At 60.2% G+C, this 23162-nt stretch carries 14 protein-coding genes and 1 riboswitch; of the genes, 6 read left to right on the forward strand and 8 right to left on the reverse strand.

Translation table 11 applies throughout. The features are described 5' to 3' along the window. Positions 1 to 59: 59 nt before the first annotated feature. A complete protein-coding gene (sohB, locus tag CCX46_RS13125; protein WP_127927073.1) occupies positions 60 to 1091 on the forward strand; it encodes a protease SohB in 1032 nt (343 codons plus the stop codon). A gap of 68 nt (positions 1092 to 1159) precedes the next feature. Here the strand turns inward: sohB and CCX46_RS13130 are convergent, their stop codons facing one another. Next, positions 1160 to 1654 (reverse strand): DUF934 domain-containing protein, encoded by a 495-nt coding sequence (locus CCX46_RS13130; protein ID WP_007912572.1) that lies wholly within the window; start codon positions 1652 to 1654, stop codon positions 1160 to 1162. Further along, positions 1638 to 3296: a nitrite/sulfite reductase gene (locus CCX46_RS13135; protein WP_105708966.1), complete on the reverse strand. Its 1659-nt coding sequence runs from the start codon at positions 3294 to 3296 to the stop codon at positions 1638 to 1640. Before CCX46_RS13135 ends, CCX46_RS13130 begins: the two co-directional genes overlap by 17 nt. Before the next feature lie 524 nt (positions 3297 to 3820). On the opposite strand from CCX46_RS13135, the gene CCX46_RS13140 reads away from it, so the two are divergent. Continuing rightward, positions 3821 to 4894 carry an ABC transporter substrate-binding protein gene (locus CCX46_RS13140; RefSeq protein WP_127927075.1) on the forward strand — a complete coding sequence of 358 codons (1074 nt, stop codon included), beginning with the start codon at positions 3821 to 3823 and terminating at the stop codon, positions 4892 to 4894. 5 nt (positions 4895 to 4899) lie between these two features. Here the strand turns inward: CCX46_RS13140 and CCX46_RS13145 are convergent, their stop codons facing one another. Beyond that, a complete protein-coding gene (locus CCX46_RS13145) occupies positions 4900 to 5118 on the reverse strand; it encodes a DUF2970 domain-containing protein (protein WP_127927077.1) in 219 nt (72 codons plus the stop codon). Positions 5119 to 5286: 168 nt separating this feature from the next. Here CCX46_RS13145 and CCX46_RS13150 point away from each other — a divergent pair, with 168 nt between their 5' ends. Next, positions 5287 to 12375 carry a dermonecrotic toxin domain-containing protein gene (locus tag CCX46_RS13150; RefSeq protein ID WP_127927079.1) on the forward strand — a complete coding sequence of 2363 codons (7089 nt, stop codon included), beginning with the start codon at positions 5287 to 5289 and terminating at the stop codon, positions 12373 to 12375. 46 nt (positions 12376 to 12421) lie between these two features. On the opposite strand, the gene metH is transcribed toward CCX46_RS13150, so the two are convergent. Further along, positions 12422 to 16132 (reverse strand): methionine synthase, encoded by a 3711-nt coding sequence (gene metH, locus CCX46_RS13155; RefSeq protein ID WP_127927081.1) that lies wholly within the window; start codon positions 16130 to 16132, stop codon positions 12422 to 12424. A 155-nt stretch (positions 16133 to 16287) separates the two neighbouring features. On the opposite strand from metH, the gene CCX46_RS13160 reads away from it, so the two are divergent. The 3 genes from CCX46_RS13160 to nfuA all read left to right on the forward strand — a co-directional run bounded on the left by CCX46_RS13160 (position 16288) and on the right by nfuA (position 20416). Further along, positions 16288 to 18570, forward strand: a complete 2283-nt coding sequence (locus CCX46_RS13160; RefSeq protein ID WP_127927083.1) for a fatty acid cis/trans isomerase — start codon at positions 16288 to 16290, stop codon at positions 18568 to 18570. A 181-nt stretch (positions 18571 to 18751) separates the two neighbouring features. After that, positions 18752 to 19774 carry an acyltransferase family protein gene (locus tag CCX46_RS13165; protein ID WP_127927085.1) on the forward strand — a complete coding sequence of 341 codons (1023 nt, stop codon included), beginning with the start codon at positions 18752 to 18754 and terminating at the stop codon, positions 19772 to 19774. A gap of 57 nt (positions 19775 to 19831) precedes the next feature. Further along, a complete protein-coding gene (gene nfuA / locus CCX46_RS13170) occupies positions 19832 to 20416 on the forward strand; it encodes a Fe-S biogenesis protein NfuA (protein WP_007912592.1) in 585 nt (194 codons plus the stop codon). 144 nt (positions 20417 to 20560) lie between these two features. Here nfuA and cobM read toward each other — a convergent pair whose 3' ends face one another. The 4 genes from cobM to CCX46_RS13190 form a co-directional block, all read right to left on the reverse strand. Then, positions 20561 to 21307: a precorrin-4 C(11)-methyltransferase gene (cobM, locus tag CCX46_RS13175; RefSeq protein WP_127927087.1), complete on the reverse strand. Its 747-nt coding sequence runs from the start codon at positions 21305 to 21307 to the stop codon at positions 20561 to 20563. 81 nt (positions 21308 to 21388) lie between these two features. Next, positions 21389 to 21802 carry a cobalamin biosynthesis protein gene (locus tag CCX46_RS13180; protein WP_127927090.1) on the reverse strand — a complete coding sequence of 138 codons (414 nt, stop codon included), beginning with the start codon at positions 21800 to 21802 and terminating at the stop codon, positions 21389 to 21391. Then, positions 21799 to 22500 (reverse strand): CbtA family protein, encoded by a 702-nt coding sequence (locus tag CCX46_RS13185; RefSeq protein ID WP_127927092.1) that lies wholly within the window; start codon positions 22498 to 22500, stop codon positions 21799 to 21801. The genes CCX46_RS13180 and CCX46_RS13185 overlap by 4 nt, the downstream gene beginning before the upstream one ends. An 11-nt stretch (positions 22501 to 22511) precedes the next feature. Further along, on the reverse strand, positions 22512 to 22709 hold the full coding sequence (locus CCX46_RS13190) for a CbtB domain-containing protein (RefSeq protein ID WP_122844784.1): 198 nt from the start codon (positions 22707 to 22709) through the stop codon (positions 22512 to 22514). A gap of 124 nt (positions 22710 to 22833) precedes the next feature. After that, positions 22834 to 23055, reverse strand: a riboswitch (cobalamin riboswitch). Positions 23056 to 23162: the final 107 nt, after the last annotated feature.

The raw sequence follows: 23162 nt of genomic DNA on the forward strand, positions 1-23162 counted from the left end.
GGTATGCTGGAGCCATCCCGCGTGTGTTTCACATCCACGCACTGTTCTAAGGAGTCTCTGTGGAGTTTTTCACCGAATACGCCAGCTTCCTGGCCAAGACCGTCACGTTGGTGATAGCCATTCTGGTAGTGCTCGCCAGTTTTGCTGCATTGCGCAGCAAAGGCCGGCGCAAATCTGCCGGTCAGTTGCAGGTCAGCAAGCTCAATGATTTCTACAAGGGCCTGCGCGAGCGGCTGGAGCAGACCTTGCTCGACAAGGATCAGCTCAAGGCCTTGCGCAAGGGCGAAGCCAAGTCCGAGAAAAGCGAGAAGAAGCAGAAGAACAAGCCCGAGGCCAAACCTCGTGTGTTCGTGCTGGATTTCGACGGCGACATCAAAGCCTCGGCCACCGAGAGCCTGCGCCATGAAATCACCGCACTGCTGACCCTCGCCACGTCGAAAGACGAAGTCGTCCTGCGCCTGGAAAGCGGCGGCGGCATGGTCCACAGCTACGGCCTGGCGTCGTCGCAACTGGCGCGTATTCGCGAAGCCGGCGTGCCGTTGACCGTGTGCATCGACAAGGTCGCAGCCAGCGGCGGCTACATGATGGCGTGCATCGGCGAGAAGATCATCAGCGCGCCGTTCGCGATCCTCGGTTCGATCGGTGTTGTGGCGCAATTGCCTAACGTCAATCGCTTGCTGAAGAAGCACGATATCGACTTTGAAGTCCTCACCGCCGGCGAGTACAAACGTACCCTGACCGTGTTTGGCGAAAACACCGAGAAGGGCCGGGAGAAGTTCCAGGAAGACCTGGACATCACTCATCAGCTGTTCAAGAACTTCGTCGCCCGCTATCGCCCGCAACTGGCGATTGACGATGTGGCCACTGGTGAAGTCTGGCTCGGCGTCGCGGCGCTGGATAAACAACTGGTCGATGAACTCAAGACCAGTGATGAATACTTGGCAGATCGGGCAAAGAAGGCCGAGGTCTATCACCTGCACTATGCCGAGCGCAAAAGCTTGCAAGAGCGCATTGGCATGGCCGCCAGCGGTTCAGTCGACCGCGTGCTGCTGAGCTGGTGGAGCCGCTTGACCCAGCAGCGCTTCTGGTAAATCGAACAGGCATAAAAAAACGCCGGTCACATGACCGGCGTTTTTTTGTTCGCGCTAAACCTGAAGACTTAGCGGCGACGGAACAGCGGCAGCGGCTCGTCGGTGGCGGCCTGATAGGTCACCGAGAAGTCCTTGAGACCTTCAAGGGCTTCGTACGGGTCTTTATCGGCGCGCACGGCGAAGGCGTCGAAGCCACAGCGGTGCATGTAGAACAGCTGATCACGCAGCACGTCGCCAATCGCCCGCAGTTCACCTTTGAAACCGTAACGGTCACGCAGCAGACGGGCGTTGGAGTAGTTGCGGCCGTCGGTGAACGCCGGGAAGTTCAAGGCAATCACCTGAAACTCGGCGACGTCTTCACCGATTTCTTCGGCTTCTTCGTCGGCGTCCAGCCACACACCCAGACCGCCGTCGCGAGCCTTGAGCATGCGGCTGTGTTCGCGCCACAGTTGCAGCGGCACGATCAGATCGTCGCAGTTGCTGATCTCGTCGATGTTGAAATCCTTGGGCAGCAAGTGCCAGGTTTCGTCGACGACCTCGTTGTTCTTAATGATTCGCTGCATAGACGCGTTCCTTGAAGAGGTCGATGCCAATACGCTGGTAGGTGTCGATGAAGCGCTCGTCTTCGGTACGTTGTTCAACGTACACGTCGATCAGCTTCGAGATCACGTCAGGCATGGCTTCCTGAGCGAAGGACGGGCCGAGGATCTTGCCCAGGCTCGCATCACGGCTGGCACTGCCGCCGAGGGAGACCTGATAGAACTCTTCGCCTTTCTTGTCGACGCCGAGGATGCCGATGTGGCCGACGTGGTGGTGACCGCAGGCGTTCATGCAACCGGAGATGTTCAGGTCCAGCTCACCGATGTCGAACAGGTAGTCGAGATCATCGAAGCGGCGCTGGATCGATTCGGCAATCGGGATCGACTTGGCGTTGGCCAGCGAGCAGAAATCACCGCCAGGGCAGCAGATGATGTCGGTCAGCAGGCCGATGTTCGGCGTGGCGAAACCGCCTTCACGCAGTTCGCCCCAGAGGGTGAACAGTTGGCTTTGCTCGACGTCGGCAAGAATGATGTTCTGCTCGTGCGAGGTGCGCAGCTGACCGAAGCTGTAGCGGTCGGCCAGATCGGCGACGGCATCGAGCTGCTTGTCAGTGATGTCGCCCGGGGCAACGCCGGTCGGCTTCAGCGACAGGGTCACGGCGACATAACCCGGCTTTTTGTGCGCCAGGGTGTTGCGGGTGCGCCAGCGAGCGAAACCCGGATGCTCTTTGTCGAGATCGGCGAGTTGCGCGGTCTGGTTTTCCAGCGCTTTGTAGTCCGGGTCGACGAAGTGCTTGGCCACGCGCTGCAGTTCAGCGTCGGTCAGTGTGGTCTGGCCACCGCGCAGGTGTTCCATTTCCGCATCGACTTTCTGCGCAAACACTTCAGGCGTGAGGGCTTTGACGAGGATCTTGATCCGCGCCTTGTATTTGTTGTCGCGACGGCCGTAGCGGTTGTACACGCGCAGGATGGCGTCGAGGTAGCTCAGCAGGTCCTGCCACGGCAGGAACTCGTTGATGAACGCGCCAACCACCGGCGTACGACCGAGGCCACCGCCCACCAGCACGCGGAAACCCAGTTCGCCAGCGGCGTTGTGCACCGGCTCAAGGCCAATGTCGTGGACTTCAATGGCGGCACGGTCAGCGGTCGAACCGTTGACGGCGATCTTGAATTTACGCGGCAGGTAGGCGAATTCCGGGTGGAATGTAGTCCACTGGCGGACGATTTCGCACCATGGGCGCGGGTCGATCACTTCGTCGGCGGCGACGCCGGCGAACTGGTCGGTGGTGACGTTGCGCAGGCAGTTGCCGCTGGTCTGGATCGCGTGCATCTGCACGGTGGCCAGTTCAGCCAGAATGTCCGGGATGTCTTCCACCGCCGGCCAGTTGAACTGCACGTTCTGCCGCGTACTGATGTGGGCGTAGCCCTTGTCGTAGTCGCGGGCAATCTTGGCCATCATGCGCGTCTGACGCGAAGTCAGCTGGCCGTAAGGCACCGCCACACGCAACATCGGCGCGAAGCGCTGGATGTAGAGGCCATTTTGCAGGCGCAGGGGGCGGAATTCTTCTTCGCTCAGCTCACCTGCCAGATAGCGTCGGGTCTGATCACGGAACTGCTTGACGCGGTCCTCGATGATCCGCTGATCGTACTCGTCGTATACGTACATATAAGTCCTGTTCTCAGGCTTTGGGCTACTCGGAAAACGCTGCGTTTTCGCTTGCTGAAGTCCGATGGTGCCTCTGCAATTCTGCGCGCACGGCCGCGCGCTCCCTAAGGGAGCCGGGGCAATATACCTGTTTGCAGTTATGCGCAAAAGTGATGTTTGAGTATATGGAAAGAACCAAATCGCCTAACGAGAATGGCTGTCAACTAACCCACATTTGTCGTGCGGACAATCATCGTCTTAACTGTGGTCGAGTCTTTCTGCAATCACCGATAAAACCGACAAGAGGCGATGCAATGAGCAACCCGACCAAGGCAAGAAAAAGCGACAGCAGTGTCGATGCGTGGGCCATTTTGTTCCTGATCATTCTCGTAGTAGGAACAGCGGTATTCTGGGTCAGCCATCAGTAAACGACCCATCCGGGCCCGCACCCGACGAGTTGTCGGACAAAAACGGGATCAGGCATCAATAGCCGGTGGATCGATGGCTATAATGCGCGGCCATTTTTCCTTGGGCCCGGATGTTTCATGTTCAAGCTCTTCCACATCAGTCTTCTGTTGTTCGGTGCGCTGTTCCAGAGCGGCGCGCGGGCCGAGTCTGTGCTGTTTCTGAATCCGGGCTCGACGCAGGAAGCCTTCTGGGTCAGTTACTCGCAATTCATGCAGGCGGCCGCCCGGGATCTGGGTATCGATCTGCACATCCTCTATTCCCAGCGCCAGCCCGAATTGACCTTGGCGCAGGCACGCCTGGCGTTGCAGGGGCCGAATCGTCCCGACTACCTGATTTTCGTCAACGAACAATACGTCGCCCCGCAAATCCTGCGCCTGGCCGAGAACAGCGGCGTGAAGCTCTTCATGGTCAACGCCGTGCTGACACCTGACCAACAGGCGCTGGTCGGCGAGCGTGACGATCGCATAGGCAGTCTGGTGCCGAATGACGAGGAGGGCGGCTACTTGATGATGAAGGAGTTGATCCGCCTGCATCCGGCTGCGGCAGGCACTGAGCCGATTGAAGTGTTGGCGTTTTCCGGGCTGAAGGTCACCCCTTCGGCGCAACTGCGCGAGCGCGGCATGCAGCGGGCGTTGGCCGAACATCCACAGACTCGCTTGCGACAGCTGGTTTACAGCGGCTGGACGCAAGAACGCGCCTATGAGCAGGCCAAACAGCTGTTCGCCCGTTACCCGAAGGTGTCCCTGGTGTGGTCGGCCAATGATGAAATGGCCTTCGGCGCGATGCGTGCGTATGCCGAGACGGGCAAAGTCCCCGGCAAAGATGCATTGTTCAGCGCGGTCAACACCTCACCGGCAGCCTTGCAGGCATTGGTCGACGGACGCCTGAGCGCATTGGTTGGCGGGCATTTCACCCTGGGTGGCTGGGCGTTGGTCGAGGTGCATGACGTTGCGCAAGGCGTCGAACTGGATCGTTACGGTGGCCGCGACCGACAGATTCCCTTGCTGCAATTGATCGACAAACAGCATGCCCGACAAATGCTGGCCATGGGCAAGTCGCCGGACTACGGCGTGAATTTCCGCAAGCTCTCAGCCAAGGGGCAGCCGGATTCCTACCGCTACCCGTTCAACTTGCAGACGCTGATGCGCTGACCGCATCAGACCCCGGCGAAATGCAGCACCAGTTTGACGATGGCAAACAATGCCAGCGCAAACACCGCGGTGAAGAGAATGCCCAGGATGACGAAATGGCTGGGCTTGCCATGGGTGAAGTCCCTTGCCCGGTTCTTGCCGCTCTGAACACCGAATGCCGCAGCCATCACGCTGTGCAGCATCTGCCAGAAGGTCGGTGGCTTGTTGTCGACTGGATCGTCCATAAATCCCTCTTTGAAAATCGTGCCTCACAAGCATAGTCAAAATACGCGCAGGCGCCTGAGGTGGCCGCCCAGACATATCGTTACAACTGCGTCATGGCGCGATAACTATGTACCGCAGAGGCGTTCGCCCGGGATGGTCTGCTGACGCTCCATTTACAGGAGCGATGTATGTCCCCCGATTCCAGCCCCCAGCAGGTCAACGACAAACCGGCCAAACCTGTGGTCACGGGCAGTCTCCACGCTGAGTATCTCGAAGGCGCGGTTGCGCAATGGCTGGTCGACGCTGCTGCGCAAAGGAAGAATGAGATCAAACAGGCCAGGCCAGTGATACCGGCCTGGTACAGACAAGCGTCGTCGCAGCAACGCCAGGCGCTGGACAGCAGTTTCAGGGACAGTGTCATGGCCCAGTCTGCACTGGACAAAACAATGTCCCCGCTCAAGGACATCGACGCGTTTGCCCGGCCGCTACTGACGCAAGCGCTGCACGAGCACTACAAGATCACTGTCGATGTCGACAAGACTTTCCTCAGCCTCAGGCGTTCTTTGGCCGTGAGTATTTTCAGTGTGGAAATCGGCTCATTCGAAGTCTTGAACCTGACGATGCTTCAGGCTGCACTGCACAATTTCGAAATCCGCGAATGCCTGCCCGGTGCCTTTCACGACAGTTCGGGTTTTGAGGAAGAAACCACCACGGCCGGTACTTTTGCCCCGGTAACGGTCAACCTGAGCGTTATGGAGTTTCTGCGTTTGTGCCGTCATCTGGACCTTGGCGCGAAGTACCAGGCGTATCTCAAGGCGTTTTTCCACACTGCGGACCCAGACCTGGCAAAGACATTACGCACGCAGTTCATTGCCAGCCAGAAAGCCGCCATGCGGGCGGCGGCCGAGCAAGCGTTGCTGACCAAGGATATTCGGCCGGAAGATCACGCGATGATCCTCTCGGTCATCGCCGGTGAAAAACATCCTGAAGTGCGCGGCAGACAGGTCTGGTTTCATGATCTGGGCCTGATGCGGCACAGACTGACCGGCTGCGTCGCTTTTGCTATCGGCCAGAGGCGTCGGGCCCCTGAAGCGGTCATTGTCTACGTGCCCAATGATCCTGAGCATCCGCTGAAGCGCTACACCGGGACGCAAATGGAGGAGACGTTCAAGCACCGGTTGACTGCCCGGGATGCACAAACCGCGCAGAGTGCCGAGCCGACGCCTTACCAGCGGTTCTTCAGCCAGTTCCTGCCTTACGACCAGCGCCCTTACTATTTCAGTCAGTTCGTGCGCGAGTCTGGCGATTCACCGCCGAGTGTCATTTCGTCGTCCTGGCGCAGAATTCCAGCGGCCTTCGGCTTGCTGTCGGCTTTTGTCGATTTCCGGGAATTGCCACCCGAACACCCGGAAATGCAGCCGGATCCTGATCCCTATATTGGCGTTTCGATCATTGCGCGAGACGAACACGATCCATGGGCTGAAAACAGCGACCTCTGGGCCAGGCTGTATGAGCGGCATCGCGACAAAGTACTGGCCGACGCCCTTAGTCATGCGGTGCCGTCGAGTGACATCGACGCCAAGGTGCGCGATGCAAAGCTTGCGGCCCTGCTGCAAGTCGGGCTGCTGGCGCTCAACCTGGTGTCCATGTTCGTGCCGGTTCTCGGCGAGGTCATGCTGGCGATCATGGCGGGGCAACTGCTGTACGAAACCTTCGAGGGCGCGCTCGAATGGAGTGAGGGCGACAAGCACGCTGCCAAGGCGCATTTGATCGATGTCGCGGAAAACCTCGCCCTCATCGGCGTAATGAGCGCTGCCGGGGCTGGGCTCAGCAAGCTCACGGCGGTCAAGCCGGAACCGGTGATCGAGGACTTGCACCCGGTGACCTTGCCCAACGGGGAAACACGCCTGTGGAAAGCAGATCTGAGCGGCTATGAGCAAGACATCAGCTTAAGCGCCGCGACCGGCCCGGATCAGCTGGGTCGCTATCAACTCAACGGCAAAACGTATCTGCGTCAGGGCGAAAAGGTCTACGAGCTGATTGTCGATCCGGCCACCGCGCAGTGGCGGATCAAACATCCCGGTGCGCCCAACGCTTACCAACCAGTGCTGCAACACAATGGCCAAGGTGCCTGGCGCCATACGCTGGAACAACCGATGAGCTGGAATCGCCTGACGCTGTTGCGGCGCATGGGGCATGTCACCGATGGGCTGTCCGATGAAACGTTACTGACGCTGGCCGACGTCAGCGGCGTCAGCGAAAACAGCTTACGCAAGATGCACCTGGATCACGCGTGCGCGCCGCCCGAATTGCGCGACGCCCTGCGCTTGTTCAAAGCCGATGCGCAGGTCGCGCAAATGATCGAGCAATTACGCGGTGCGACACCGATTGATGATCGTTATTTGCTTGCTTTACCGCAGGTCACGCACATGCCGCGCTGGCCGTACGATCGGGTATTGGAGGTCTTCGCCGGCCCCGAGCTGTCGGGGCCGGCGATTGGCTATGGCAGCGAAAAAACAGTGCCCGGCGTCAGCACCAAACCAGCGATCCAGCTCACGCGCGCGCAGGTGCTGAATGGGGAAATGCCTGAGCGGATTCTTGCGGCACTGGAAGAGAACGAGATCAACTATTTGCTTGGCAGGGCCACCGCGCAATTTCGCGTAGCGAGGCCCGAGGCGTTCGGCCGGCAATTGCTGGAGCATGTTTATGCACGCCAGACTTCGATTGTTGACAGCCTGTACCGGAGCGGTGAAGCGGACAGTGCTCGCCTGCGTATCTTGCGACGGGAAACGCCCGGTCTGAGCGAGGCTGCCGCGCAGGATGTGCTCGATCACGCCACGCCGGCGGAGCTGGTGCGTCTGGACACCATCAAACGGGCACCGCTGAACCTGCTTGAAGAGGCGCGCTGGCATGCCGGTCGCGGTCGCCAGACTCGCGCATTTGCCGGTTTGCACAGCGAAAACCTTGCGTCGGCGGATAGCCGCCGCCTCGCTTTGCACGCGATGTCACAGTTGCCGGGCTGGCCGCAGTCGTTACGCTTGGAGATTCGCGAGGGCAGTCCGACTGGCGCGCTGCTCGACAGCCTCGGTGAAAACTCCGCGGCCAACCGAACCTATCTGATCAAGGACGGGCCGTTTTATCAGGCCTTCGACGACCGAGGGCAGCCGCTGAACAGCACGCCCAGACCGGCTGACAGCTTTTACCGCGCGATCATGCGCGTGCTGCCCGATGACGATGCTGCCGCGATGGGCTTGAGCGATGGCAGCCGAAGTCATCAGTTGCAGCGCAAGGTTATCGAGTCTGCGCTCAAGCACCGTGAGGGCGTTGCGCAATTGCTGGCGCCACAGGCCAAGCGGTTCAAAGCGCCGAGCCGAGTTGGCGCCACGCTGAAGGGCTATTACGCGAGTGGGCGAGGCTCCGGCCTGCGTCCCTCGCTTTGGGTGCGGGTGATGGACCTCTATCCGGGGCCGCAACAGGCAGAGGCATTTCTCCAGCAGCAACGTGGCCGGACTGACCAGCAAATCTACTCGGTGCTGCAGACGCGCCGACGTGAGTGGGAAGGGCTCAACGCTGCGCTTGACCAGTGGCAGGCCGGTCCGTCCGGCAGCGAGGCCGCGCAGGGCAGATTGCGGTTTGCCCAGGCCGTCCGGGACGCCTGGCGCAACGCACCACTCGCCGCGCAGGTTGCGGACGCGGCACGCTTGTCGCTGGTGTGTGATGCGCCGTTGCCAGAGCTGAACACTTCTTTTGTTCACATACGCGAGCTGTCGGTGGCTGGCAGCGGCTTGACGGACGCTAATGCGAATGCCTTTCTGGCGCAGTTTCCCGAGGTGACTCATCTGTCGATAGGCAACCTTGAACGCGGTCTCGAATACCTGTCGTCCAGAACCCGTCCGCTCACGTCAGTGCCGTCGGCGGTCGCCCGGTTGCCCCGGCTTGTCAGCCTGCGCTTTTCCACCCATGCGCCGGTACTGGCGGCGGATTTTCCGGCAACGCTGGGCACGCTTACGTCGCTGGAAACGCTGCACCTCGACTATGCCGGCTTCGATGCCAGAAGCCTGCATGCGCTGGATCTGAGCCCTTTGCGGCACTTGCGTACCTTGCGCATCGACGCGCCCTATGCGTTATGGCAATGGCCGGCGTACGTCGAGGGGCTTGCGCAACTGCAACGTCTGGATCTGACGCACAGCGCAATCCGCGCGCTGCCCGAATCCCTGTATAGCGGACAAGAGCGGCTCTGGGCCGGTTTGTCGCTGGACTGGGCGGCGCTGGCTCCGGCGCAGTTCATGCGTGCTTACGAATATGTCCGCAACTACTCCGGTGAGCTCGGCCATCTGGTCGATCTGAATCAGATGGTCAGCCAGTATTGCCGGGCGGAGCTGGACTTCATGGCGACCTTGCCCGATCCGCACGATCCCTTACCGGCAAGCTTCGATGCCGCATGGACAACGCCCGAGGCGCGAATGACGGCGATTGCCCGACTCAGGGCTGAGCACGACGCAATCTTTGCCCGATTTCATATGCCGACCCATCCGCAGGCGATGCGCTTTACAGGGCTCCGCTGGCAATGGGCAACGGGGCGCAACGCGGCGACTTTACGCGCCCTCAAGCAAAGCTGGAATGCCGCCATCCGCCAACGTTATGGCGTGCCCGGCGACATTGCCACGTTTGAATTGCCGGTATCGAGAGTGGGGCTGGTTGAGCAGGCAGGCATGGAGCAAATCATCGAATTGCCTCCCTTGCCCGCCGGTAGCTTTGCCCACATCCGCACACTGCGTCTGGGGCAGCTGGATGTTCCCGTCGGGCAGGCGCGGGCCTTTATCCGGGGGTTCAGTGCGACCGAAACGCTGGTCATGACGGGGAACAATTTCACTGAGTTACCGTTTGCCGCTGCTGATCTGCCAGCGTTGATGCAACTCGACGTATCGGCCAACAGCATCGTGGTCACCCCGGCGGTGCAGGCGCAATTCAATGGTCTGCAGCGACTCAGAAGCCTGAACCTGCAAGCCAACCCGCTGGGCCAACTGGATGCAAGTGCCTTCAGCCAGCTTCAGGCGCTGAACCTCAGAGCGACGCGCTTGCAAGCCTGGCCTGCCGGTGCCGAGCGTCTTGAGCAGTTGTACTGGCTCGACTTGCGTGACAACGCGATCGCCGCGCTCTCGCCACAAGTCTTGGCCGATCCGCACGCGCTGATGAAAGTCAATCTGCGCGGCAATGCGTTCAGTCCTGCCGGTGAGGCTGCCCTGAACGCCGCGTTACAGCGCATCGAACACGACGTCGTGTTACCCGAAGGCTCACTCGCGCGTTTTGCCGAGGAGCCCGTCCCTGACAACACTTTGCCGAGCCAGTCGGGCTGGTCGTTGAGGAGCCTGTTAATGGCGCTTCCCGAACCCGCGCAAATCGCTCAATGGCATCAGGCTTGCGAAGGACTGATCCGGCAGTTGAACGGCTGGCTGTTTACGCGGGGTGTGTCCACGGGCGAGCGCCGAGTGTCTGCGCAAAGCCGTTCCCGCGCTGCGGTACGTATCCGCGATGCCTGGCTTGCGGGACTCGGACATGGCCCCGGTGCAGAAGGGCTGACGCTCAGCCTTGAGGGCTTGCAGACCGGCGATTTGCCAAGCCTGATGGTGCCGCTTGTGAGCGTCACCGTGCTGGATCTGAGCGGTGTGGGTATGACCACCGCCGGCGCATCCGGTTTTCTGCAAGCCTTTGCCAATCTCAGGACGTTGAGGCTCAGTGGCAATCAGCTGATGGGTGTTCCCCTGCCGTTACTGCACATGAGTCAGCTGGAGCGCCTGGAAATGCAGTATTGCGAGCTGTCCAGCGCCACCAGCGTCTATCCGTTGCTCGCTAGTACCCGGTTGCGCTGGCTCGACCTCAGTTATAACGATCTTCAGGTATTCAACCCGCCTGGATTAGCTGCTGTCGAAACGCTTGATCTGCGCTTCAACGAGCTGATTGATTGGCCCGGCGCTGTACTCGAAGCGCCAAACCTGCGGACGTTGAACCTCAGTGGCAACGACATCACCGACATTCCCGATGAAATCTTCGACGGTAGTCACGCGCAACTGATCGCGGGCACAGACTTGTCGGAGAACACGGAACTGTCACTTCACGCGTTGCAGCGACTCAGGTTCCACAGCCGCGTCAACCACGCTCCGGAGCTATTGGGCATTGCGCGCGAGGACATTGACGGCATGATCGACGCGCAAGTCTTTGGCATCGACGAAAGCGGTTTTTCAGAGGCGGGCAGTGACAGCAACGGTTCTGCCGAGAGAGCTGTCGGCATTGATATACATGCCGTGGTGGCGCCCGTTGAACCGCTCTTTGATCCGGCTCTGGCTATATCGCCTGAATCATTGAATCCCTGGCTGGCGGGTGCTCCGCCGGCATTGGCCACCACGCGAACAACCCTTTGGACGCGGTTGGCGGAAGAACCGAATCACGAGCGTTTTTTTCAGCTGATCTACCTGTTGCGTTATGCCCAGGACTTTCGCCTTGCGCGCGCCGATCTGACCCAAAGGTTGTGGCGTGTCATGGAGGCTGCCAGTGAAAACAGCGAACTGCGCGAATTGATGTTCCACAACGCCGAGACGCACGGTGCGTGTCCGGATGGCCGAATTCTGACGTTCAGCGAGCTGGAGGTGCGCGCTTATGAATACACCGCGCTGCGCGATATTCCGCACGACCGCCCGGACCTTCGCGGACGGGCCTTGCTCGATCTGACTCGACGGCTGTTTCGACTGGAGCGGGTCGACAGGCTGGCAGAAGCTGCCGGACGCCATCAGGACCGGGCGCAAATCCGCCTGCGCTACCGGATCGGCATGACTCGCGGCTGGCCGGACGGGCTGGAGTTGCCGGGCCAGCCGGAACACGCGCTGTACGACACGCCGATCAGCGGGCAGCGCTTGATCGACGCCCGGGCTGCGGTGTTGGCGGATGAGGCATCCAGCCTGTTCCTCGACGACCTGATCTCGCGGGATTACTGGAGTCGTTACCTGAAAGATATTTACCCTGAGGTTTTCGACGAACTGGAACGCAACGCCACACAACGCCTGGAAGAGGTCGAGGACGCCCATCCGGACAAACACGGCGATGACGCGTCACGCGAACGCTATCTGCAGGCCATGAACCTGCTGGAGATAGAGTTGGCGCTGGCACGCGCCGACAGGCTGAAGGAGCTGTCCCGAACGGAACTGCAAAAGCTGGCGACGGTGGTTGTCGATGCACCCCCCGCGCCATCGTCACCGCAACCGGGGCCCTCAAGACGCCAATGAGTGACTGAACGGACCTGGGGCTGAGCGCCCAGGTCCTTGGCGGGTTTCAGTTGTCGTAGCCGAGGTTCGGTGCCAGCCAGCGCTCGGTCACGCTCAACTCCTGGCCTTTACGCGAGGTGTAGCTGGCGACCTGATCCTTGTCGATCTTGCCCACGGCAAAGTACTGCGCCTGCGGATGGGCGAAGTACCAGCCGCTGACGGCAGCCGCCGGGAACATCGCGTAGTGCTCGGTGAGGAACACTCCGCTGCGACCAGCGCGCATCTCTTCAGCTTCCGGATCGAGCAGGGCAAACAACGCCGCCTTCTCGGTGTGATCCGGGCACGCCGGGTAACCCGGAGCAGGGCGGATGCCGCTGTATTGCTCTTTGATCAGCGCTTCGTTGTCGAGGGTTTCACCCTTGGCATAACCCCAGTGCTCTTTACGCACCTGCTGGTGCAGCCATTCGGCGCAAGCTTCGGCCAGACGGTCGGCCAAGGCTTTGACCATGATCGAATTGTAGTCGTCGCCAGCGTCCTGATAAGCCTTGGCGACTTCTTCGGCGCCGATGCCGGCGGTGGTGATGAAACCACCGACGTAGTCGGTCACTTCGCTGTCCTTCGGCGCCACGAAGTCGGCCAGCGAGAAGTTTGGTTTGCCGTCGGTCTTGATGATCTGCTGGCGCAGGTGATGCAGTTTGGCCAATGGCTGGCCGTCATCGCCGTACAGCTCGATATCGTCGTCATGCACCTGATTGGCCGGCCAGAAACCGAACACCGCACGGGCGCTGATCAGCTTCTCGTCGATCAGTTTGGCGAGCATCTCTTGCGCGTCCTTGTACAGCGCGGTGGCGGCTTCACCGACCACTTCGTCTTCAAGGATGCGCGGGAACTTGCCGGCCAGATCCCAGGAGATGAAAAACGGCGTCCAGTCGATGTATTCGGCGAGGACCTTGAGGTCAATGTTGTCCAGCACCTTGCTGCCGGTGAACGTCGGTTTGACCGGCTCATAAGTCGCCCAGTCGAACTGTGGCTTCTTGGCGATGGCCGCTGCGTAGCTCAGGCGCTCGGTACGGGCACTGCGATTCGAGGTGCGTTCGCGCACATCGACGTATTCCAGACGCGTCTTCTCGACGAAACCAGCCTTCAATTCCTTGGACAGCAACTGGGTTGCTACACCTACCGCACGGGAGGCGTCGGTCACGTAGACCACGGCATCGTTGCTGTACTTCGGCTCGATCTTCACTGCCGTGTGCGCTTTGGAGGTGGTTGCGCCACCGATCATCAGCGGCAGATGGAAGTCCTGACGCTGCATCTCGCGGGCCACATGGACCATTTCATCCAGCGACGGAGTGATCAGACCAGAGAGACCGATGATGTCGCACTTCTGCTCTTTGGCCACCTGCAGGATCTTCTCCGCCGGGACCATCACGCCGAGGTCGACGATGTCATAGCCATTGCAACCGAGCACCACGCCAACGATGTTCTTGCCGATGTCGTGCACGTCACCTTTTACGGTGGCCATGAGGATCTTGCCCTTGGCTTCCGGCTTGTCGCCTTTTTCCAGTTCGATGAACGGGATCAGGTGGGCCACAGCCTGCTTCATCACGCGGGCGGATTTCACCACTTGCGGCAGGAACATTTTGCCGGCGCCGAACAGGTCGCCGACGATGTTCATGCCGGACATCAGCGGGCCTTCGATCACTTCGATCGGGCGGGCGAACGACTGGCGCGACTCTTCGGTGTCTTCAACGATGTGCGTGGTGATGCCTTTGACCAGCGCATGTTCCAGACGCTTGTTGACCTCCCAGCTGCGCCACTCTTCGGTCTCGGCTTCCTTGACGCTGCCGTCGCCCTTGTACTTGTCGGCGATGGCGAGGAGGGCGTCGGTGCCTTCCGGGGTGCGGTTGAGGATCACGTCTTCCACGGCATCGCGCAGTTCCTGCGGGATCTGGTCGTAGATCTCCAGCTGACCGGCGTTGACGATGCCCATGGTCAGGCCTGCGCGGATCGCGTACAGCAGGAACACCGAGTGAATTGCTTCACGCACCGGATTGTTGCCACGGAACGAGAACGACACGTTGGACACGCCGCCCGAGGTCAGCGCGTACGGCAGTTCGTCGCGGATGTAGGCACAGGCGTTGATGAAGTCGACCGCGTAGTTGTTGTGTTCTTCGATGCCGGTGGCGACGGCAAAGATGTTCGGGTCGAAGATGATGTCTTCCGGCGGGAAGCCGACTTCGTTGACCAGAATGTCGTAGGAGCGTTTGCAGATTTCTTTCTTGCGCGCTTCGGTGTCGGCCTGGCCGGCTTCATCGAACGCCATCACCACCACCGCAGCGCCGTAGCGCTTGCACAATTTGGCGTGATGGATGAACTGCTCGACGCCTTCTTTCATGCTGATCGAGTTGACGATGCCTTTGCCCTGAATGCACTTGAGGCCGGCTTCGATGACTTCCCATTTCGACGAGTCGATCATGATCGGCACGCGGGAGATGTCCGGTTCACCGGCGATCAGATTGAGGAAGGTCACCATGGCCTTCTTCGAATCGAGCATCCCTTCGTCCATGTTGATGTCGATCACCTGCGCGCCGGCCTCGACCTGTTGCAGGGCGACTTCCAGCGCTTCGGTGTAGTTGTCTTCACGGATCAGCCGGGCGAATTTTGCCGAGCCGGTGATGTTGGTGCGCTCGCCGACGTTAACGAACAGCGAGTTGCGATCGATGGTGAACGGCTCCAGACCCGAGAGGCGGCACGCCTTGGGGATGTCCGGAATCTGCCGCGGTGCGTAACCGGCGACGGCTTTGGCGATGGCTTCGATGTGCCCTGGCGTGGTGCCACAGCAACCGCCGACGATGTTGAGGAAGCCGCTCTGGGCAAACTCTTCGATGACCTTCGCCGTTTCCGACGGCAGTTCGTCGTACTCGCCGAATTCGTTCGGCAGACCGGCGTTCGGGTGCGCGGAAACGTGGGTGCTGGCTTTGTTCGACAGCTCTTCCAGGTACGGACGCAGTTCACTGGCGCCGAGCGCGCAGTTGAGGCCGACGGAGATTGGCTTGGCGTGTGCTACGGAGTTCCAGAACGCTTCGGTGGTCTGGCCCGAGAGGGTGCGACCGGAGGCATCGGTGATGGTCCCGGAAATCATGATCGGCAGTTCGAGGTGCAGCTCTTCGAACACGCCTTGCACAGCGAAGATCGCCGCTTTGGCGTTGAGGGTGTCGAAAATGGTTTCGATCAGGATCAGGTCGGCGCCGCCCTCGATCAGGCCTTTGGTGGCTTCGGTGTAGTTCTCCACCAGCTCATCGAAGGTGACGTTGCGATAGCCGGGGTTGTTGACGTCCGGCGACAGCGAACAGGTGCGGCTGGTCGGACCGAGCACGCCGGCGACGAAGCGCGGCTTGGCCGGGTTCTCGGCGGTCTTGGCGTCGGCGACCTTGCGGGCCAGACGTGCGCCTTCTACGTTTAACTCGTAGGCCAGCTCTTCCATACCGTAGTCGGCCATGGAAATGCGCGTAGCGTTGAAGGTGTTGGTTTCGAGGATGTCGGCGCCGGCATCCAGGTAGGCTTTCTCGATGCCGCCGATCACGTCGGGACGGGTGATCACCAACAAGTCGTTGTTGCCCTTGACGTCACTCGGCCAGTCCGCGAAGCGCTTGCCGCGATAATCCTGCTCTTCGAGCTTGTAGCTCTGGATCATCGTGCCCATACCGCCGTCGAGTATCAGGATGCGCTCTTTGAGAGCTTGCTTGAGAGCTTGAAGGCGGACGCTGCGATCGGACATTTGGACTACTCGGAAAGACCATTACGAAGGAGCGGGATCATAGCAAACCTGTGCGCTTTTAGAGCATGTGGGGCTTTTGCATGAATATCGTTCATGTTGGTGCGAGCGTCATACTGTAGACTCGCGGCGTTTTTTTCAGGATCGGGATCAAGGGCATGTCGTACCGCGTCATCAGCATGGTTTTGCTGTTCTTAAGCTGGGGCGCCGTTGCGCAAGAGCCCACGATCTCATACAGCCGTGATATCCAACCGATCTTCACCGAGAAGTGCGTGGCCTGCCATGCCTGCTACGACTCGGCCTGCCAGTTGAACCTGGGCAGTGGCGAGGGCGCGGCCCGTGGCGCGAGCAAGATGCCGGTCTACGACGGCGAGCGTACACAAGCGGCACCGACCACTCGGCTGTTCTACGACGCCTTCGGCAAACGTGCCTGGCAGCAGAAAGACTTCTATTCGGTGCTCGACGCGCAGGGCAGTCAGGCGGCGCTTATGGCGCGCATGCTCGAGCTGGGGCATAAAACGCCATTGACGCCGAACGCCAAACTCCCGGAAGAGATTGTGCTGGGCCTGAACCGCGAGAACATGTGCTCGCTGCCCGCCGAGTTTGAAGGCTACGCCGGTGCCCATCCGAAAGAGGGCATGCCACTGGCGGTGACCGGGCTGACCGATCAGCAATATCAGACGCTGCAGCGCTGGCTGGCCTCGGGTGCGCCGATTGACGAACAAGGCCTGGCGCCGAGCGCGAAAGAGGCGCTGCAGATCGTCCAGTGGGAAAATCTGCTGAACATGCCTGGCGCGCGGCAAAGTCTGGTCGGCCGCTGGTTGTACGAGCACTGGTACCTCGCGCACATCTACTTCAAGGACGGCGAGCCAGGGCATTATTTCCAGTGGGTGCGATCACGTACACCAAGCGGTCAGCCGATCGACCTGATCGCCACCCGTCGTCCCAACGACGATCCGGGCACTCAGGTGTATTACCGCTTGTGGCCGGTGCAGGGCGTGATTGTGCATAAAACCCACATCACCTATCCACTGAGCGCGGCGAAGATGGCGCGGGTGAAAAGCCTGTTCTACAGCGGCAACTGGCAGGTCAATGCGTTGCCCGGTTACGGCCCGCAGAGCCGTGCCAATCCATTCGCGACGTTCGAAGCGATTCCGGCGCAGGCGCGTTATCAGTTCATGCTCGACAACGCCGAATACTTCGTCCGCACGTTTATTCGCGGCCCGGTGTGCCGGGGGCAGATTGCGACCGACGTGATCCGCGACAACTTCTGGGCACTGTTCCAGGCACCGGAACACGACCTCTATATCACCGACCCGAATTATCGCGGTCAGGCCACACCGTTGCTGGCCATGCCGGGGCAGAACGACGATGTCGGCAGTGTGTTGAGTCTGTGGCACAACTATCGCAACAAACGTAATGAGTACGAGGCCCTGCGCCGCGACAGCTACGCCGATGTGCCCGCGCCGAGCTGGTCGACGTTGTGGGCCGGCAACGACAACGCTCTGCTGAGCATTTTCCGCCACTTCGACAGCGCCTCGGTGACCAAAGGCTTGATCGGTGAAGTGCCGCAAACCATGTGGCTGTTCGACTATCCGCTGCTGGAACGCACCTATTACCAGTTGGCGGTCAACTTCGACGTGTTCGGCAACGTCTCCCATCAGGCGCAAACCCGCCTGTATTTCGATCTGATCCGCAATGGCGCCGAGCAGAACTTCCTGCGCCTGATGCCCGCCGATTCCCGCGAGGATTACCTCGACGATTGGTATCAGAGCAGCGGCCAGTTCAAGATGTGGCTCGATTACGAAGCGATTGACGACGATAAGCCGACCGCGCTGAAACTCGACGAAAAAGACCCGAAATACGACTTCGCCATGCAATTGCTGGCGCGTTACGGCGATCTCAATGCGCGGCCGGACCCGATCAATCGCTGCGACGGTGCTTACTGCTCGCGGCCGAATATCGACCCGGGGCTGCAAAATGCCGAACAGGCCTTGAGTCGCCTGACCTCACGTCCGGCGGCCGGTTTGAAGGTGATCGAGCAGTTGCCGGAAGCGACGATGCTGCGCATTGAAACCGCCAGCGGCAAACGCGAGGTCTACAGCCTGCTGCGCAATCGTGCACACAGCAACGTGGCGTTCCTGCTCGGTGAGTCGCTGCGCTATCAGCCAGGACTGGACACGCTCACGATTTATCCGGGCGTGCTCAGCAGTTATCCGAACTTCATCTTCAACGTCCCGGCCGATCAGGTGCCGGCGTTTGTCGATGCGATGGAAAACGCCAAGGATGCCAATCGTTTCGAGAAAATCGTCGAACGCTGGGGGATCCGCCGCAGTCATCCACAATTCTGGTTCTATTTCCACGATTTGAGTCAGTACATCCACGAAACCGAACCGGTGGAAGAGGGCGTGCTGGACATGAACCGCTACGAGAATCTTTGATCATTTGAAACAGGCCGACTGTCACAGCTTCAGGTAACACACAAATCCCCTGTGGGAGCGAGCCTGCTCGCGAAGGCGGAGTGTCAGGCACCGAATACATTGAACGTACCGTCGCTTTCGCGAGCAGGCTCGCTCCCACAGGGTGAAGTGGTGTTTTTGCAATTGTGATCGGGAGCAGGTGATGTTGATTTCAGTGCAAGCCCTGCGTGCGCTTGCCGCGTGGACGGTGGTCTGCCATCACTTCATGCAGATCTTCTTCGACTTTCAGGCACGTGGGCCCATCGGGCAGCTGTTCATCGACAAGGGCGCGGTGGGCGTCGATATCTTCTTCGTCATCAGCGGTCTGGTGATTTTCCTCTCGACCGAAAACAAACCGCTGCCGCCGACGCGCTTTCTGCTGTACCGCCTGTTTCGCATCGTCCCGGCGTATTGGCTGTACACGCTGTTGATGGCGCTGCTGGTGGTGTTCGCCCAGCCGTTGCTGCCGGATCAAACGGTGGACTGGGGTCATCTGCTGTTGTCGTTGCTGTTCATTCCTACGGAAAACCCCGGCGGCTACGGCTTCTATCCGACGCTGAATGTCGGCTGGACCCTGAATTACGAAATCCTGTTTTACGTGCTGTTTGCCTGGGCGTTGCTGTTCCGTCTGCAGGTGCGCCTGCTGGTAGTCGCGGCGTTGCTGTTTGCAGTGAGTCAGGCGTGGACCGGGTTTGGCTGGATCAGCGAGTTTTACCGTTCGGACATCGTCTATGAGTTTCTGCTGGGGATCGGAATCGGCATGCTCTATCGCCGGGGCTGGATCGGTGCGGGACTGTGGCTGCCACTGGCGGCCATCGTCGTCGCGTTGCTGGCGATTTATCATTTGGCACCGGCGCCGAGGCTGCTCAATTGGGGTGTGCCGAGTGCGGTGCTGGTGATGGCGTGTATCTCGCTTGAGCGTTATGTCGAGCGCAGTCGTGTGCTCAAGCTGCTCGGCGATTGCTCGTATTCGGTGTACTTGATGCACGTTCTGGTGCTGTCGGTGGGTGGATTTATCGCGCGACGCTACGGCATCAACCCGTATTTGATGTTTGTCGTGTGTGCGCTGGCCATCGGCGTCGGCTCCTGGTTGAGCTACGAATGGGTGGAAAAACGCAGCTATCGCTGGCTCAAGGCGCGAATCGACGACGAGCCCGACGAGAATCTTTCCCGACAAAAATACTAGGACTTTGTCCGGCGCAACGATTGGCGTAAACTGCGCCCAAGCCTGCGAGGAGTTTCCATGACCGCTATTACCATTACCGACGCCGCCCACGATTACCTGGCTGATCTGCTCTCCAAGCAGAACACCCCGGGCATCGGCATCCGCGTCTTCATCACCCAGCCTGGCACCCAGTACGCCGAAACGTGCATTGCCTACTGCAAGCCGGGCGAAGAAAAACCTGAAGACACCGCGCTGGGGCTGAAAAGCTTCACCGCTTATATCGATCATTTCAGCGAAGCGTTTCTCGATGACGCCGTCGTCGACTACGCCACCGACCGCATGGGCGGCCAGCTGACCATCAAGGCGCCAAACGCCAAAGTCCCGATGGTCAACGCCGACAGCCCGGTCAACGAGCGCATCAACTACTACCTGCAAACCGAAATCAACCCGGGGCTGGCCAGCCACGGCGGTCAGGTCAGCCTGATCGATGTGGTGGAAGACGGCATTGCCGTGCTGCAGTTCGGTGGTGGTTGCCAGGGCTGCGGTCAGGCCGACGTGACCTTGAAGGAAGGCATCGAGCGCACCTTGCTTGAGCGAATCCCTGAACTGAAGGGCGTTCGCGACGTGACCGACCACACGCAGAAAGAAAACGCCTATTACTAAGGTGTTCGCTGCGGACATGAAAAACGGCGCCCCGTGAGCGCCGTTTTTTTATGGCTGAAATTCAAGAAAGCCTTCGCGAGCAAGCTCGCTCCCACATTTGATCGCATTCCCAATGTGGGAGCGAGCTTGCTCGCGAAGGGGCCTTCAGGGGCGATAGAGGTGCGCATGCCCGGCGCGATACAGCGATGACTCGCTAAACACCTCACTGCCCAAAACGCGACCCACCAGAATCAACGCCGTACGCCGAAACCCTTTGGCCTCAACCTTCCCGGCAATATCCGCCAGCGTCCCCACCACCCAATCCTCATCCGGCCACGTCGCCCGGTGAATCACCGCAATCGGGCAATCCGCGCCGTAATGCGGCAGCAGTTCCACCAGAATCTTCGGCAAATGGTTAACCCCCAGATGAATCGCCATGGTCGCGCCATGCTGCGCCAGACTGCCCAGTTCCTCACCGGCCGGCATCGCGGTTTTATCGGCGTAGCGGGTCAGAATCACGCTTTGCGAGACGTCCGGCAACGTCAGTTCCGCGCCGAGCAACGCCGCACAGGCTGCCGTTGCCGTCACTCCCGGAATAATCTCGAACGGAATATCCAGCTCGCGCAGATAGCGAATCTGCTCACCAATCGCGCCATACAGGCTCGGATCACCGGAATGCACGCGCGCCACATCATCACCGTTGGCGTGCGCGGTTTTGATCAATTCGATGATCTGTTCCAGATGCAATTCAGCGCTGTTGACCACGGTTTGCGCTTGATGACCGTCCAGCACCGCCGCCGGTACCAGCGAGCCTGCATAAATGATCACCGGGCAGCTGCGAATCAGCCGCTGGCCTTTGACAGTGATCAGTTCCGGGTCGCCGGGGCCGGCACCGATGAAGTAGACGGTCATGGTTGAATCCTGTGAAAAAGGGGCACGGCAATCGCTTCAGATGAAGATTGCTCATGATCGGTGGCGAGGATTATCGGGAATTTATGCTGCGCCGGCCAATGCGAAGGTGGCCTGAGCGTATTTTTGCCGGGAAATCAGCAGTTTTGCCGGTGCCTGAATCAGCTGTTCGGCAAGGGCCAGCGCGGCGCTTTCGGCGACGCCATAGCAACCGGTACGTTCGTAAGCGATCTCGGAACGGTGGCTGAGTCGTTCCTGATAACTGGCCAGTTCTGCGCTGCTGAAGTACAGCAACGGCAGCGCCAGCTGTGCGGCGAGTTCCTGGAGACCGGGCTCATCACGCTTCAGGTCGATACTGGCCAAGGCCTTGACTGCTTGCAGCTCAATCCGATGAGCCTGTAACGCCTGATCAAGTAACGCGCGCAGCGTACTGGCCGGGCAGCCGCGCTGGCAGCCCAGGCCGATCACGAAGGTCGGCGCTGCGCTGTCATCGGTCATGCGTGGTATTGGCCATCGCTTTTGCGGCGGAACAACCAGGCGCTGATCAGGCCGAGGGCCAGCCAGAACACCACGTTGGTCAACTGCGAAGCGATTTTGAACTGAGCTTCCAATGCCTCGGGAGCGAGCATCGAATGCACTTGCGGCTGGGGTGCGCCGATTACGTGCGGCACAGCAAGGATGGCCACGCCGAGGATTTTCATCAGCCAGTGACGGCTGAACGCAATCAACGACAGGCCGACAGCGGTCGACGCGGCCGTGCCGATCCACCACATCTGGCGTGAGGCCAGATCAGCAGCGGCAGTGCCCGGCAATTCAGGTGGCAGGCCCATCGTCGGTGCCAGTACGAATGTCGCGTAACCGGCCAGGCCCCAGAGCAAGCCTTGGGAGGTTTTGGTCGGTGCGCGCAGGGTGTACAGGCCCGCGAGCATCAGGGCGAAACCCACCGCCACCACCAGGTTGCCGCCAGTGGTCGAAACCACGCGCTGCCAACCGTCTTCCGGCTCCCAGGCTTCAGCATCGTGGGTGTGCGCAGCGGTGCCGGCGGCGTGTTCGTGAACTTCAGCGACCGGTTCGGCTTTCTCGAAGGTTTCCGCCTGAAGGATCAGCGGCGACACCCAGAAGCTTTGCAGCAGGGTGAGGAGCAGGGCGGCCAGCAGACCGGTGAAACCTGCGGTTTGCGCAATACGCTTGATCATGTCGACAGGTCTCAGTGGCACGGGAACGCGGCGCTGTGGCGGGTATCGTGGGCGGCGTTGTGCACCGCTTCGATGTGCGAGAAACCGGCAAAGTAGACCAGGCTGGCGCCGAGGATCGACGCGAAGATCGCGGCGGCCAGGCGTTGGCTCAGGGTGGTGGTGCTGGCGATTTTGTCCGTGTTGCTGCCGGTGCTGCTGATGATCGACATGGCGCTTCCCTCTGGAATGTCAGTGGGTGATTTGAGCGCATGAAAACCCCTGCGGGTCGGGCTCGCAGAGGTTCGAACAGCGCCCGCCCACCGCGGGTTTGTTATGTTCAGCGACGCACAAGGTGCGGGCTGTGTGTTGCGGGCCGGTCTCCGGGCTCACGAGGGGTTGGCGTCAGGCCGACCTGCAAGCGTCACCTTCCCATGCCGTACAGACACAGTGGTTTTGACGCTTCGCTCGCTTACCGTTGCGGGGGCAGCACCGGACTGACATGGCTCTGAGTAAAGCACATGATTCACCGGTTTCCCGTTTCACCCTGTGAAGGGCACCCGTAACAAGGTGTGTAGGAGAGCATGGGGGTGGGGTTTTGGTCAATTTTTGGGTGTATATCCGTTGCTGCGGGTGTGGCTGATTAGGGTTCCGCCCTTACGGCGGGTCACTTTTTCCAGACGCCG

Source organism: Pseudomonas sp. RU47 (assembly GCF_004011755.1).
Lineage (GTDB): Bacteria > Pseudomonadota > Gammaproteobacteria > Pseudomonadales > Pseudomonadaceae > Aquipseudomonas.

Bases quoted from the DNA above. Each gene is read 5' to 3' on its own strand.
- CCX46_RS13130 (WP_007912572.1), bottom strand. From the start codon at position 1,654: ATGCAGCGAATCATTAAGAACAACGAGGTCGTCGACGAAACCTGGCAC.
- CCX46_RS13135 (WP_105708966.1), bottom strand. From the start codon at position 3,296: ATGTACGTATACGACGAGTACGATCAGCGGATCATCGAGGACCGCGTC.
- CCX46_RS13140 (WP_127927075.1), top strand. From the start codon at position 3,821: ATGTTCAAGCTCTTCCACATCAGTCTTCTGTTGTTCGGTGCGCTGTTC.
- CCX46_RS13145 (WP_127927077.1), bottom strand. From the start codon at position 5,118: ATGGACGATCCAGTCGACAACAAGCCACCGACCTTCTGGCAGATGCTG.
- CCX46_RS13150 (WP_127927079.1), top strand. From the start codon at position 5,287: ATGTCCCCCGATTCCAGCCCCCAGCAGGTCAACGACAAACCGGCCAAA.
- metH (WP_127927081.1), bottom strand. From the start codon at position 16,132: ATGTCCGATCGCAGCGTCCGCCTTCAAGCTCTCAAGCAAGCTCTCAAA.
- CCX46_RS13160 (WP_127927083.1), top strand. From the start codon at position 16,288: ATGTCGTACCGCGTCATCAGCATGGTTTTGCTGTTCTTAAGCTGGGGC.
- CCX46_RS13165 (WP_127927085.1), top strand. From the start codon at position 18,752: ATGTTGATTTCAGTGCAAGCCCTGCGTGCGCTTGCCGCGTGGACGGTG.
- nfuA (WP_007912592.1), top strand. From the start codon at position 19,832: ATGACCGCTATTACCATTACCGACGCCGCCCACGATTACCTGGCTGAT.
- cobM (WP_127927087.1), bottom strand. From the start codon at position 21,307: ATGACCGTCTACTTCATCGGTGCCGGCCCCGGCGACCCGGAACTGATC.
- CCX46_RS13180 (WP_127927090.1), bottom strand. From the start codon at position 21,802: ATGACCGATGACAGCGCAGCGCCGACCTTCGTGATCGGCCTGGGCTGC.
- CCX46_RS13185 (WP_127927092.1), bottom strand. From the start codon at position 22,500: ATGATCAAGCGTATTGCGCAAACCGCAGGTTTCACCGGTCTGCTGGCC.
- CCX46_RS13190 (WP_122844784.1), bottom strand. From the start codon at position 22,709: ATGTCGATCATCAGCAGCACCGGCAGCAACACGGACAAAATCGCCAGC.